The 14,282-nt window shown below is 39.0% G+C and carries 14 protein-coding genes; 6 read left to right on the top strand and 8 right to left on the bottom strand.

What is annotated here, in order from left to right:
- Positions 1 to 98: 98 nt before the first annotated feature.
- Entirely contained in the window at positions 99 to 1,040 is a 942-nt protein-coding gene (locus ACWIB3_RS06430) for a hydrogen peroxide-inducible genes activator (RefSeq protein ID WP_454291207.1), read from the top strand.
- A 14-nt stretch (positions 1,041 to 1,054) separates the two neighbouring features.
- Here the strand turns inward: ACWIB3_RS06430 and ACWIB3_RS06425 are convergent, their stop codons facing one another.
- From ACWIB3_RS06425 to ACWIB3_RS06410, 4 genes are all read right to left on the bottom strand, one after another.
- Positions 1,055 to 1,645 (bottom strand): riboflavin synthase, encoded by a 591-nt coding sequence (locus tag ACWIB3_RS06425; RefSeq protein ID WP_185216354.1) that lies wholly within the window; start codon positions 1,643 to 1,645, stop codon positions 1,055 to 1,057.
- A gap of 547 nt (positions 1,646 to 2,192) precedes the next feature.
- Positions 2,193 to 3,377, bottom strand: a complete 1,185-nt coding sequence (gene nhaA / locus ACWIB3_RS06420; RefSeq protein WP_454291206.1) for a Na+/H+ antiporter NhaA — start codon at positions 3,375 to 3,377, stop codon at positions 2,193 to 2,195.
- 109 nt (positions 3,378 to 3,486) lie between these two features.
- Positions 3,487 to 4,803 carry an ABC transporter permease gene (locus ACWIB3_RS06415; protein WP_254527209.1) on the bottom strand — a complete coding sequence of 439 codons (1,317 nt, stop codon included), beginning with the start codon at positions 4,801 to 4,803 and terminating at the stop codon, positions 3,487 to 3,489.
- Between the two features lie 14 nt (positions 4,804 to 4,817).
- Positions 4,818 to 5,723, bottom strand: coding sequence for an ABC transporter ATP-binding protein (locus ACWIB3_RS06410; protein ID WP_185212174.1), 906 nt, complete (start codon positions 5,721 to 5,723; stop codon positions 4,818 to 4,820).
- Between the two features lie 104 nt (positions 5,724 to 5,827).
- Between ACWIB3_RS06410 and yihA the strand changes: the two genes are divergently transcribed.
- From yihA to cmk, 5 genes are all read left to right on the top strand, one after another.
- On the top strand, positions 5,828 to 6,439 hold the full coding sequence (gene yihA, locus ACWIB3_RS06405) for a ribosome biogenesis GTP-binding protein YihA/YsxC (RefSeq protein WP_454291205.1): 612 nt from the start codon (positions 5,828 to 5,830) through the stop codon (positions 6,437 to 6,439).
- 3 nt (positions 6,440 to 6,442) lie between these two features.
- Positions 6,443 to 7,294, top strand: a complete 852-nt coding sequence (locus ACWIB3_RS06400; protein WP_313259289.1) for a UbiA-like polyprenyltransferase — start codon at positions 6,443 to 6,445, stop codon at positions 7,292 to 7,294.
- Between the two features lie 95 nt (positions 7,295 to 7,389).
- On the top strand, positions 7,390 to 9,783 hold the full coding sequence (gene topA / locus ACWIB3_RS06395) for a type I DNA topoisomerase (RefSeq protein ID WP_185212171.1): 2,394 nt from the start codon (positions 7,390 to 7,392) through the stop codon (positions 9,781 to 9,783).
- Between the two features lie 6 nt (positions 9,784 to 9,789).
- Entirely contained in the window at positions 9,790 to 10,203 is a 414-nt protein-coding gene (locus tag ACWIB3_RS06390; RefSeq protein WP_185216352.1) for a hypothetical protein, read from the top strand.
- Positions 10,203 to 10,892, top strand: a complete 690-nt coding sequence (gene cmk, locus ACWIB3_RS06385; protein ID WP_454291204.1) for a (d)CMP kinase — start codon at positions 10,203 to 10,205, stop codon at positions 10,890 to 10,892. Before ACWIB3_RS06390 ends, cmk begins: the two co-directional genes overlap by 1 nt.
- 47 nt (positions 10,893 to 10,939) lie before the next feature.
- On the opposite strand, the gene ACWIB3_RS06380 is transcribed toward cmk, so the two are convergent.
- The 4 genes from ACWIB3_RS06380 to ACWIB3_RS06365 all read right to left on the bottom strand — a co-directional run bounded on the left by ACWIB3_RS06380 (position 10,940) and on the right by ACWIB3_RS06365 (position 14,220).
- Positions 10,940 to 11,233, bottom strand: coding sequence for a hypothetical protein (locus tag ACWIB3_RS06380; protein ID WP_093096576.1), 294 nt, complete (start codon positions 11,231 to 11,233; stop codon positions 10,940 to 10,942).
- 189 nt (positions 11,234 to 11,422) lie between these two features.
- A complete protein-coding gene (locus tag ACWIB3_RS06375) occupies positions 11,423 to 12,622 on the bottom strand; it encodes a pyridoxal phosphate-dependent aminotransferase (RefSeq protein ID WP_454291203.1) in 1,200 nt (399 codons plus the stop codon).
- Positions 12,623 to 12,767: 145 nt separating this feature from the next.
- Positions 12,768 to 13,142 (bottom strand): DUF1573 domain-containing protein, encoded by a 375-nt coding sequence (locus ACWIB3_RS06370; RefSeq protein WP_093096571.1) that lies wholly within the window; start codon positions 13,140 to 13,142, stop codon positions 12,768 to 12,770.
- Between the two features lie 112 nt (positions 13,143 to 13,254).
- On the bottom strand, positions 13,255 to 14,220 hold the full coding sequence (locus ACWIB3_RS06365) for a KpsF/GutQ family sugar-phosphate isomerase (protein WP_454291202.1): 966 nt from the start codon (positions 14,218 to 14,220) through the stop codon (positions 13,255 to 13,257).
- Positions 14,221 to 14,282: the final 62 nt, after the last annotated feature.

Genomic DNA, 14,282 nt, shown 5'->3' with positions numbered 1-14,282 from the left:
TGGGGATTCCCGGGCTTTGTTTGTTTTATGTCCTTTTTAAGTTAGGATTCTAAATGGCATAATAACTTCATTACATTTGTATAGTTAAAATTTATAACATGACCCTAGTCCAATTAGAATACATAATTGCCGTCGATACCTATAGAAGCTTTGTGGCTGCTGCTGAGAAATGTTTTGTAACCCAACCCACTTTGAGCATGCAGATCCAAAAATTAGAAGAATCATTGGGTGTAAAGATTTTCGATAGAAGTCGGCAGCCCGTGGTACCCACTGAAATTGGGGAAAAGATCATCGATCAAGCGCGTACAGTCCTAACGGAGAGCAAAAAGATCTCTGAGATACTGCAAGCTGAAAGGGGCGAGTTAGCTGGAGATCTAAAGATAGGGGTAATCCCGACTGTTGCTCCTTATTTATTGCCGAACGTGATTTCGAATTTCATGAAGAAATACAACAAGTTGAAATTGCAGATCTGGGAATATACAACGGAGCAGATCATTCAGGAATTAAAGATAGGTACACTGGACTGTGGTATCCTTTCCACACCATTACATGATCCGGGTATCCAAGAAATCCCGTTGTTTTATGAAACTTTTGTAGCCTATGTATCGGATCGCAGTTCTGTTTATGAAAAGAAAATGATCAATGTGGAGGATATTTCCAGTGAAAAGCTATGGCTATTGAATGAAGGACATTGTATGCGGGGTCAGGTCTTGAATATCTGTAATTTCAAGCACAACCAATCCAAAGAAGGTACCTTTGATTATAATACGGGCAGTGTAGAAACGTTGAAGCGGATGGTAGATCTCAATGGCGGTCTGACGATCCTTCCAGAGATGAGTATTTCCAACTATGATGAAGACCAATTGGCGCATGTACGCTATTTCCGGAATCCGGAGCCAGTGCGGGAGATCAGCTTGGTGACACCGCAGAATTACGTCAAGAAACATGCGATAAACATGTTGAAGAATGAAATCCTGAATATTGTACCGGAGAAATTTAAGACAAAACGCAAAAAAGAAGTAATGGGCTTTTCAATATAAAAGCCCATTTTTTTTTATTGTCTCATAGCGAGCAGTTTGCTTACATACTTACCAAGGATATCAAATTCCAGATTGACGGTGGAACCAATCTCGATGGTTTTGAGGTTGGTGTTATCCAGTGTATAGGGGATAATTGCTACGGAAAAGCTATTCTTGCCAGAATTCACTACTGTTAAGCTGATGCCATTTACGGTAATGGATCCTTTTTCTACAGTCAGGTTATTCAAAGCGGCATCATATTCAAAAGTATATACGACACTTCCTTCCTGAGGCTCAACGGCGGTACAGATGGCGGTTTGGTCCACGTGGCCTTGAACAATATGTCCATCCAATCGTCCATCCACTTTGACACATCTTTCAAGATTCACTATATCGCCAACTTTGAGTTTTCCTAGATTACTTTTTTCAAGTGTTTCATGAATCGCCGTAACCTGATGGGTATTTTCTTCAATACCGACCACTGTTAAACATACGCCGTTGTGGGAAACACTCTGGTCGATTTTAAGGTCAGGGGATATGGGCGATTCGATGAAGTAATGAATGTTGCTTTGTTCCAACTCAATTTTCTTAACCGTTCCTAAAGTTTCTATAATGCCTGTAAACATATTTCTGAATGTTTTTTTCAAATATAATATAAACAATTTTCTTCCTAAACGGGCAGGGTTGAAAAAATATTTTAAAAAAGATTTGCATATGTGTAAAATGTACACTATCTTTGTGGTATCATAATTTAGGTTTATAATTGGTTATTAAAGGTTTTCATTCTCCCCGTTTGAAAACCTTTATTTTTTTAATTTTATTCTCCTGATTTCCAACAAGTTAAATATTTTATATACAAGAATACGGTTTAAATCCTTCAATAAATTTGGAATTTATATAAGTAAATCTCTATCTTTGTCTTAGGTTTAGGTTGATTACCTCATAAAAGAGGTTATTTTTTAAAGCTTGAGCAGTCGCCCGATTGACTCAAGCTTTATTTTTTTTATGGCCTTTTTTCCTTATAAATTTCCAGATATCTGTAGCTTAATATTTCCCATAACGATAATCCGATTGAATATAATATTTATTAAAAGTAGAATGCGCGCATATTATTTTATATAAGCGCGCATTCTTTTAATATATATGCAAAAAGGACGTTGTAACGTCTATTTTTTAATCAACTTTAAATTTATCTTTTTTTGCCACAAAGGATAGGTATAAATACCCGCAAGTACCTGATATTAATGAACCTATGAGAACTGCGAATTTTGCTTCTTCTATAAATACAGGGTCTTTGAAGGAAAGCATGGAGATGAAGATAGACATGGTAAATCCAATACCACCCAACATACCTACGCCGATCATGTGTTTCCATCCGGCCATATCTGGGAGATTGGCCAATTTGGTTTTTACACAGATCCAGGTGGTCAGGTAGATTCCAATGGTCTTTCCGAAGAAGAGGCCTAGGATAATTCCTAACCCAAGTGGTGTATTGAGGCCGTGGACCATTTCACTATGGATGGTAATATTGGTGTTGACCAGGGCAAAAAGAGGAATAATGATAAAATTTACTGGATTTGCCAACGCATGTTCCAGTTTTTCCAATGGGGATTCTGTTGCATCCGGTGTTGTTGGCAAGGTCATGGCAACCAATACACCGGCAATGGTAGCGTGGATTCCAGAGTGATGGATAAAGTACCAAATGAAGAGTCCTGGGATAATATAGGCCCAAACGCTTTTTACACCGGTACGATTTAAAACTACCAATAATCCGGTAATACCTGCGGCGTATAGCAAATAGGTGTAATGCAGTTCCGTAGAATAAAAGATGGCAATGACCAAGATTGCCAAGAGGTCATCGACAATGGCCAAGGCAGCCAGGAATATTTTCAGGCTTGGTGGAACTCGTTTATCGAGTAGGGATATAATGGCCAGAGCAAAGGCAATATCAGTTGCCATTGGAATACCCCAACCGTGATGTGAAGCTTGGTCATGATTAAAAATGGTATAGATTACGGCCGGAACAATGGCACCACCAACAGCAGCCAAAATAGGCAATATTGCATTTTTAGGGGAGGAAAGTTCGCCTTCCACCAGTTCACGTTTTATTTCCAGGCCTACCAAAAGAAAGAAAATGGCCATCAAACCATCATCAATCCATTGCTTAAGGCTGTAGCGTAGTTGGATGGTTTCGTTTTCGAAACCTAATTTAACTTGTAAAAGCTCATTGAATGCGGTTGAGGAGGAGGTGTTTGCAATGATCAGGGAGATCACAACACATAAAAAAAGTAGAATACCGCCGGATGTATTCGAGGAGAAGAACTTCTTGAATACCGACAGATTAATTTTATCAGTCATTTGAATTCTGTTTGTATTTAATTACAGCGATGGTAAAGGTATAAAAAATTTAAAAGCCCTTCCTAAAATTAACTTTCAGAAGGGCTTTTAAAATGTATCTTTTTGGTTGCTAACTTTTGTATCGGAACCATTTAATAAGTTCCTTAAAGCTGGCTTTCTTGCCGTACATCAGAATACCGATACGGTATATCCTTGCCGCAACCCAAGTCGTGAAAATAAATCCGGCGACGAGGAGGATAAAGGATACGATGATTTGCCAAGTTGGCACGCCAAAAGGAATCCTAACCAGCATAGCAATAGGGGAGGTCAGCGGGATAAAGCTCAACCAAGTCGCAATTGGACCATGCGGATTATTCACCAGTACGCCGAAAGATAGGATGTAGGCCAATAATAAAGGTGTTGTAATGGGCATCGTGAACTGATTGGCCTCTGTTTCATTATCTACGGCTGAACCCACTGCTGCAAACAGTGCGCTATAAAGCATATATCCTCCAATAAAGAACAGGAAGAACGTTATCAAAAGTTCTGGGATATTTACAGCGTCCATTGCAGTACTGATTTCAGTAATGATGGAATTATTGTCCATTTGGATTTCAGCACCTTGTGGCGCATTCTGCATCATTTCTTTTTGAAAGTCAGATTTATCGATCAAGGTATTGGAAGCAATGCTGATCAATCCAAAACTTAGGATAATCCAAAGGACGAATTGGGTGATGCCTACCAAGCCGATCCCGATTATCTTTCCCATCATCAATTGGAAGGGCTTGACAGAAGAAATAATGACTTCAATGATCCGGTTTGATTTTTCTTCAATAATTCCCCGCATCACCTGGGCTCCATAAAGGAAAAGGGATAAATAGATCAATACGGAGAGCGCCATGGCAATTCCCATTGCAATCCTTGTATCACTGTCTTTGGCTTCACCTGAGGCTGTGATTTCTTTAGCAGCAGTCTTGATCTTGGTGTCGATGCTTTTGATCTTGGAGGCGTCTATATTGAGTTCCTTGTACTGATAATTTAGCAAGATATCCTCCAGTTGTGATTCTACTGCGGATTTGGTGCCAATATTCGGTTTTCCGGAAGAAAGGAATTCAATATGGTGGGTTTGATAAAAGTCATCAGGGATCATGAGGATATTGGTATTTCCATCAAGGTCCTTGATTTCCTGGATCTGCTGATTGAGTTCTTGGGTGGATTGGGTAAATGTAATCTGATCTGTATTCTTGAGTTGTTGACCGACTTCTTTAGTGTTGTCGACTACATATATCAATGCTTTGGAGTCTTCGAAACTCTTTTTGGTCAAAAAGAATACACCAACATACATCCCTATGAAAAATAGAGGCACCAGAAAGGTAGTGAGCAGGAAGGATTTTTTCTTGACCCTACTTAAATATTCTCTTTGAATGATTAATAATATCTTGTTCATATACTTTTCGGCTGTTATTTAGTTACTTTATCAATAAAGATATCGTGCATGGAAGGGATGATTTCAAAGATCTGTTGGATTTCGATCTGAGGAATCAAATGGGTCAATACATCATTTAAGGATTTGTCTTCAGGAACCTGGATAGTGAGGGCATTGCTGCCGTTGGATTCGTTTTCCATGATTTGCCATAAAGTTGGATCGAGCTGAATGCGCTCGGTTTCTGGTTTCAAGCTGTATTCGATCTTATAGGTTTGATTTCTATAATTATTCTTGATTTCCTTAACGGAACCTTCTAGTATAACCTTTGATTTGTTTAGGAGTGCGATGTTATCACATAGGGCTTCCACAGACTCCATACGGTGGGTGGAATAAATAATGGTGGCACCCTTTTTATTGAGTTCAAGGATTTCATCTTGGATAACCTGGGCATTTACGGGGTCAAATCCGGAGAAAGGTTCGTCTAGGATAATGAGGTCAGGTTCATGCAGGACAGTTGCAACGAATTGTACTTTCTGCTGCATCCCTTTACTCAAATCCTCTACTTTTTTGTCCCACCAGCTTTCTATTTTCAATTTTTCAAACCAGTATTTGATCTTTTCCTTTGCGTCGTTTTTGCTAAGGCCTTTCAGTTGGGCAAGGTAGATCATTTGGTCACCGATGAGCATTTTTTTATAGAGACCACGTTCTTCCGGTAGGTAGCCAATTCTACCGATATGGGAAGAGTTCAATGGCTGGCCATCGAAGAGGATCTGTCCTGCATCGGGTGCTGTAATTTGATTGATTATTCGGATCAGCGATGTTTTTCCTGCGCCATTGGGGCCTAATAGGCCAAATATTTTTCCGGAAGGTACATGTATGGAAACATCGTCTAATGCTTTATGATTGGCATATTGCTTAACAATATTTTTAATTTCGAGCATATATATGGATTTGTTGATGAAATTATGAATTTTTCTTGAATTGAATGCGGTCTAGGTATTATTCTGATAAGAAATAAAAGCGTTTTTAATCGTACCTTTGCCTTATGAATATCAATCGAGCAGAATTCTTAACCAGTAATACAGATGTCAATAAGCTTCCTGAGGCGAATAAAGCGGAGTACGCCTTTATTGGTCGGTCGAATGTAGGGAAGTCTTCTTTGATCAATGCAATCACCCGTAGGAAGGGCTTGGCTAAAACTTCACAGAAACCTGGTAAGACCCAATTGATCAATCATTTTATCATTAATGATGAGTGGTATTTGGTCGATCTACCGGGTTATGGATTTGCTCAGACTTCCAAAAAGAACCGTGCGACCTGGGAGAAATTCATCCGTGAATATTTGACGAAGCGTGAAAACTTGCAATGTGTATTTGTTTTGATTGACAGTAGACATGAGCCACAGAAGATAGATTTGGATTTTTGTTATTGGTTAGGGGAGCAGGGGATACCATTCTTTTTGTTGTTCACGAAAGCCGATAAGCATTCGGGGGTCAAAGCGGATCAAAATATCGCCAAGTTCAGAAAGGCATTGAAGGTTTGGTTTGAGGAAGTGCCGCCACATATCTTGACTTCTGCAGAGACAAAATTAGGTTGTGAGGATGTATTACAGACCATAAGTGAAATCAACAATAACTTTGTTTCTCCACTTAGCTAGTTTATGAAAAAATATATGTCCTTGGTGCTCTTTGCACATAGTATATTTGCTCTTCCTTTTGCTATCATCGGTTTTTTCTTGGCTATCCATACGACGGATTATCAATTTGAATGGAAATTGTTCCTTTTGATGTTGGTCTGTATGGTCACGGCAAGGAATGCGGCCATGGCATTTAATAGGTATTTGGATCGGGATATTGATGCTTTGAATCCACGAACGGCTGTTCGAGATATTCCCGCGGGGCGGATCAGTCCCAAGCAGGCCTTATTATTTACGGTAATAAACTGTATTGTTTTTATGGTTGCCTGTTATTTCATCAATTTCATGTGCTTAGTGCTGTCACCAATAGCTTTGTTCGTGATTTTGTTCTACTCCTATATGAAAAGAATATCTCCTTTATGTCATATTGTTCTAGGGGTAGGATTAGGTTTGGCGCCGGTTGGTGCATATTTAGCCGTTACAGGGGAGTTTAATATCGTACCGATTTTTTATGGATTGGCCGTATTGACATGGGTCAGTGGCTTTGACATAATTTATGCTTTGCAGGATGAAGAATTTGACAAGGCGAATGGGTTGAATTCGATTCCGGCAAATTTTGGAGGAAAGACGGCATTAAGGATCTCTGAAGTGCTTCATGTCCTGTCCTTTATATTTGTGCTTTTACCTGTTTTATATATGCCGGTCGGCACCTTATATTATATAGGTGTTGCCTTTTATGCGGCATTATTAATTTATCAGCATCGAATCGTAAGTCCGACAGATTTAAGTAAGGTAGACCGAGCATTTATGACCACCAATGGCATTGCTTCCGTGGTTTTTGCAGTGTTTTATTTACTGGATATTTGGATTAAATGATAAATGATTGTACTCACTTTTTTGCCATTGGGGATAAAAAAGAATTTGCATTCCATTTTGAAATCGTTTTCTTTGCATCAAATCAAAGAATTTAAATGGCAAAAAATTTATTGATAGTCGAGTCACCCGCAAAGGCTAAAACAATAGAAGGATATTTAGGCAAAGATTTTTTAGTAAAATCCAGTTATGGTCACATCCGTGATTTGGTGAAAACCGATGACGCGATTGACACGGAAGATAATTTCAAACAGAAATATGAGGTTCCGTCGGATAAAAAAGCTTTGGTCAGTGAGTTAAAGAAGTTAGCGAAATCTGCAGAGACAGTATGGTTAGCGTCCGATGAGGACCGTGAGGGGGAAGCTATTTCCTGGCACTTATTTGAGACCTTGGGATTAAAGGATGATAAAACCAAACGTATCGTTTTCCATGAGATTACCAAGCCAGCCATTTTAAAAGCGATAGAATCACCAAGAAAGATAGATTTTAACTTAGTCAATGCACAGCAAGCACGCCGTGTATTGGATAGGTTAGTTGGTTTTGAGCTATCTCCGGTTTTATGGAGAAAGGTTAAGCCTTCACTTTCTGCGGGAAGGGTTCAATCCGTAGCGGTTCGATTGATTGTTGAGCGCGAAAGGGATATCAATAAATTTAATGCAGAAGCTGCATTCAAGATCGTTGCCATATTTAATACTGGCAATGCCAAGGATCGTTTCAAAGCAGAATTGCCACAAAGGTTTGCCACAGTAGAGGAAGCTAATCAGTTTCTGAACGATTGTGCCAATGCTGTGTTCCAGATCAAGAGTTTAGAGACAAAACCATCAAAGCGTACTCCATCTGCACCTTTTACCACTTCGACCTTACAACAAGAGGCGAGCAGGAAATTAGGATTTTCAGTTGCTAGAACCATGCAGGTCGCTCAGCGTTTATATGAGGCTGGACGCATTACCTATATGCGTACTGACTCGGTAAACTTATCTGACACGGCATTACAGGGCGCACAAGCTGAGATTATCAATGCCTATGGGGAAAAGTACCATAAGTTACGTCAATACCGTACGAAGAGTGCAGGGGCCCAAGAGGCTCACGAAGCAATTCGTCCGACTTACTTCAACGATCATACGATTGATGGGGATAATTCGGAGAAGCGATTATATGAACTGATCTGGAAGCGTTCGATTGCTTCGCAGATGAGTGAAGCAGAGTTTGAAAAAACGACGGCTAAGATTTCTATTTCCAGCAGAACTGAAGATCTAGTAGCAACAGGAGAAGTCATGAAATTTGATGGTTTCCTGAAGGTTTACTTTGAATCTTCCGATGATGATAACGATGAAATTGATTTGGACAATTCAGATAATGCCATCCTTCCACCGTTAAGTAAGGGACAGGATCTGAAATTAGAGATCATGCATGCCACTGAAAGGTTCTCTAGACCTCCGGCAAGATTTACGGAAGCTTCATTGGTTAAGAAATTGGAAGAATTAGGTATTGGTCGTCCTTCGACTTATGCACCTACCATTTCGACGATTCAAAACCGAGGCTATGTGGTAAAGGAAGACCGTGATGGGAAGGAAAGAGCCTACAGGATCCTTACCTTAAATGGCGGCCAGGTAAGTTCACAGACCAAAACTGAAATTACCGGGGCTGAGCGTAATAAGATGTTCCCAACGGATATTGGTGTTTTGGTGAACGATTTCTTGGTTCAACATTTCAAAGGAATCGTTGATTACCATTTTACGGCGAAAGTAGAGAAGGAATTTGATGAGATTGCACAAGGATTCAAGGAGTGGACCGATATGCTGTCCAATTTCTATGGTCCATTCCATTCGGAAGTACAGAATACATTAGATAATGCCGATCGTGCTACCCATGAACGTGAACTTGGTGTTGATCCCGTATCGGGCAAACCGATTTCGGTTCGTGTAGGACGTTTTGGACCATTGGTTCAGATTGGAACGGCGGACGATGAAGAAAAACCAGTTTTTGCTTCATTACGTAAAGGTCAAATGATCGAAACCATTACTTTAGAAGAAGCCTTGGAATTGTTCAAGCTTCCTAAAAAAGTGGGGGAATTTGAAGGGAAAGAAATGACAGTTGCTATTGGTCGTTTTGGGCCATATATCCGTCACAACAGCAGTTTCTATTCCTTGCCAAAAGGGCTGGACCCATTGGATGTAGAGCAAGATCAGGCAATCCAGATCATCGAGGAAAAACGTCAGAAAGATAAGGATAAAGTCATCAAGATTTTTGATGAAAACCCAGAGGCTAAGATAGAAAATGGACGCTGGGGACCATTCGTTCGTTTTGGTAAGCAGAACCTAAAAATCCCTAAAGGTACAGAAGTTGAGAAGATCACTTATGCGGACGTACTGAAATGGGCTGAGGAAGACAGTAAATCGCCATCGGCGAGAAAAGCTGCCAAAGCAACGAAAGCGACTAAAACAACAGCAAAAAAGACAACGACTAAGAAAGCTACTGCTAAAAAGAAATAGGATAAAATGAAGAAGGATCTACCTTTAAATAAAGTTGAAGATATCTCGGTTGCCGTTGTTCTGGAAACTGAGTCTCCGACTACAAAGGTTTGGAATGTTTATTTGATCAATGAAAAAAAAGCTGCCATCCAGAATGTACTTGTTTCCTCAAAAGGGTATGGTATAAAGGATGGAAAGGAAGTGAAAACAACCATTTTGAGACATTTCATTGGTGATATGGAAGCCAAGACTTCTCAAAAAATTGAAGCGATCGATCCTCAGGTTTTCGGTTTGACCAATGAATATTGGTTGAGTTATTATATAAACGGTACTATTTATGACAAGAAATATGTTTTCTTACCAGAAAGTATCGTTGATGAGAATCTGATCAAGATTCCTTTGGTAAATAAACCCGGTGTAATGATTGGAGGAACCAACTAATGGTTATGAAGAATTTTGTAATTGCTATTGATGGTTTCTCATCATGCGGAAAGAGTACAGTTGCAAAAGCATTGGCGAAAGAATTGAACTTTGTTTTTATCGACAGTGGTGCAATGTACAGGGCAGTAACCCTATATATTCAACAGAACCAAATCGATATCAATGATGAGGAGGCTGTGTCTACAGCTTTGGAAAACATCCATATAGATTTTACTCCGAATCCTGAAAAGACCCAAATCTTACTGAACGGTAATGACGTTTCAGACGCAATCAGAACGATGGAAGTTTCTGAATATGTTTCTGAAGTGAGTGCATTGAAGGCTGTTCGTAAGGCTATGGTCAAACAACAGCAGGATTTGGGAAAGAAAAGGAATATCGTGATGGACGGTAGGGATATCGGGACAACGGTATTTCCGCAGGCAGACCTAAAGATCTTTATGACGGCAAGCCCACAGGTTCGCGCGGAAAGAAGATTTGCGGAACTGTCAGCAAAAGGGGAGGTTTTGACGATGGAGGAGGTGAAAGAAAACCTTTCACATCGCGATCATATTGACAGTACCAGGGAAGAAAGTCCGTTAAGACAGGCTGAAGATGCCATCGTACTGGATAATTCGGAACTGAACCAGGTTGAGCAGTTGAATTTTGTGATTCAATTGGTAAAGGATAAAATAGAATTGCCCCAATCCTAGGGAAAAGATATATAAAGAAAAAGGCCTCAAATTGAGGCCTTTTTCTATTATTTCATATTATCGATTTCCTGTTGTTGTTTCAACTGATCGATATTATTTTTACTTCCAAAGTCATCTGTTTTTTCCTGGAAGGAATTGAGGATCTCCAGAATAGCTTCAGAGTTGTCTGCAGTTCGCTGATAGATATCAGGGATTTTGCTTTCGATAGTTTTATCACCTAACTCTATATTGTCAATTTCAACTTTTGCGATTTTTTCTAAAACAGCCTGCTGGCTATTTCTAATGTCCTCTAATTCTCTGGATATTTTCTCCATTAATTCGAATTTCTTTAATTTATCCATATATATTATTCATTAGTTTCTACTATTATAAACGCCAAAGATTGCAAATTGTTGTATATTTTTTATAAATAGTTGAAATGCAGTGTTTTAATAAGTGTTGTTTATGTAATTATTAAGATAAGTATGTGCGGAAAAATAAAAAGGTCGCTAGTTTAACTAGCGACCTTCGAAATTGATTTAGGTATAAACTTAAATTGTTCTACCCGGATATTCTTCTAGACCTTTTTTTAAGCAAACCAATGCTTTTTTAAGATCATCTTGGTTTAAGACGTAAGCTAAACGCACTTCATTCGATCCTGCTCCAGGAGTGGAGTAGAAGCCAGTTGCAGGAGCCATCATCACTGTTTCATTGTTGTATGAAAATTTCTCCAACATCCATTGACAGAATTTATCTGCATTATCGATTGGCAGTTTTGCAATGACATAGAACGCACCGCCTGGGTTAGGGCAGAAGACACCATCAATTTTATTAAGACCATTGACCAATGTATCTCTTCTTGCAGTGTATTCCTTGGATACCGCTTCAAAATAACTATCAGGAGTATCTACTGCAGCCTCTCCAGCGATCTGACCTTCCAATGAAGGACTAAGTCTAGCTTGAGCAAATTTCAATGCCGTTAAGTAAAGTTCTCTGTTTTTGGTGATGATACATCCGATCCTTGCTCCACAAGCGGAATAGCGTTTAGAAACAGTATCAAATACCACTACATTTTGTTCAAGACCTTCTAATTGCATTGGGGAAATGAATTCGCGGCCATCATAACAAAATTCCCTATAAGCTTCATCAGAGAATAGGTAAAGATCATGTTTCAGACATAATTCTTTTAATGCCTCCAGCTCTTCGCGTGAATACAGGTATCCAGTAGGGTTATTTGGATTGCAGATTGCAATTGCTTTAGTTTTTTCTGTAATTACTTTTTCAAAATCTGCAATGGAAGGTAATGCGAAACCATTGTCTATGACAGACATGATTGGTTTTACGATAATGTCTGCTGAACATGCAAAGCCATTGTAGTTGGCATAGAAAGGTTCAGGGATAATAACTTCTTCACCTGGGTTCAGACAGGCTTGCATCGCAATGGTAATTGCTTCCGAGCCACCGTTGGTAACCAAAATGTCGTTAGGAGTGATGTTATAATGGATCTTATTATAATACTCAGCTAATTTAGTTCTGTATGAAAGAGTCCCTTCAGATGAAGTATAAGCCCAAACTTTAAAATCAATGTTTTTTAAAGCATTTAACATGACTTCAGGAGTTTCAATATCAGGTTGGCCTATGTTCAAATGGTAAATTTTCTTTCCATCTTTTTTTGCCTGATTGGCAAAAGGAGTTAGTTTTCTAATAGGCGATGCAGGCATATTGATGCCCTTATGTGAAATAGTTGGCATTATAATTTTATTATGTTTTCAATCATTACAAAAATACAAATAAAACTGAGCTTGTCCTAAAAAATGAAAGCCGACCTCAAGAGGTCGGCTTTCCATGATATTTTTATTTTTTCTCAGAATTGTTTCATTCTGAACGTAATTTTCCTTATTCTACGATACCTTTGATAGTAAGCGTTTTAACAGGTGTTTTAGTGTTTGATTTTACAATAAATGATTTTGTAAAAGGACCTTTAGCAGCTGCATTGAAAGTTACTTTAATGGTTCCCGCTTCTCCTGGTTTAACAGGAGTTTTGGTAAATTCTGCTACAGAACATCCACAAGTTGGTTGTACATCTGAAATAATGATTGGTTCATCTCCCGAGTTGCTGAATTTATATTCATGAGAAACCGGTTTATTCAGAGGAATCTTTCCGAAGTCATGGGTTTCTTTGTCAAATTTAAACTCTGCAGCAAACATTCCCATCGCAGTCAAACTAATAAATGCAATCAATACTGCACATATACTTGTAATCTTTTTCATCGTTTCAATTTTTTCGTTGCTTTATTCAATCAAATCTAAGACCATTTTTATAAGAATACGATTCTTTAGTGAGATTTTGAAATAAACACACAAGAATTTTACAATCTTGATATTAGATAATACCTTCTTTTAAAATGTCTTGCAGGTGAATAATGCCTGCATATTTTCCTTCGTCGGTAACCACCAATTGGGAGATACTATTCTGGCGCATGAGGTGAAGAGCATTTGCTGCCAGTTCAGTTTTGTCTATGGTGTTAGGATTTAAGGACATAATATCCTTTGCCTGAAGGCCAGAAACATCCTCATATTTGCCTAACATGCGACGGATATCGCCATCGGTAATGATTCCAAGGATATTTTCGTTTTCAATGACCACGGTTGCTCCAAGTCTATATTCGGTAATACTGATCAATACGGAACGGATATTCGCATCTGCAGCTACCATTGGGACACCGTTATGATCAGAAAGGTCACTAACTTTTAGATATAGTTGTTTTCCCAAAGCGCCACCTGGATGGTATTTAGCGAAATCTTGATCGGTGAACTGTCTTTTGGTCTGCAGACAGACAGCAATGGCATCACCCATAGCAAGTTGAACTGTAGTACTGGTGGTTGGGGCTAAATTATTAGGGCAAGCTTCTCTGGTAATGCTGGTGTCCAGAATATAATCCGCTTGTTCAGCAAGGAAGGATTCATGGTTTCCAACCATGGCTACTAAGATGTTCCCTGTTTGTTTAAGATATGGGACCAGAACTTTGATTTCCGGTGTATTGCCACTTTTTGAAATCGCGATGATAAGGTCATCTTTTTGGATGATTCCAAGGTCACCGTGAATGGCATCTGCGGCATGCATAAAAATGGCAGGAGTGCCGGTGGAATTTAGGGTTGCGACAATTTTTTGAGCGATGATTGCGCTTTTTCCGATTCCGGTTAATATTACCCTACCTTTCAGCGTCAAAATCTTCTCAATTACCTCTACAAAATCGCTGTCGATTTTTTCAGATAGAGCCAATACGTTAGCCGCTTCAAGTTCAAATGTGCTCTGTGCCAACGATTTGATATCTATATTGTTTTTCACGTAATATTTCCTTAATTTTATATATAAATATGATGTGTTCGCTACAAAAATACATTATTTAA

This window comes from Sphingobacterium sp. NPDC055431 (assembly GCF_053644255.1).
The sequence above is the reverse complement of the archived record's forward strand: the minus strand, read 5'-3'. Positions and strand labels throughout refer to the sequence as shown.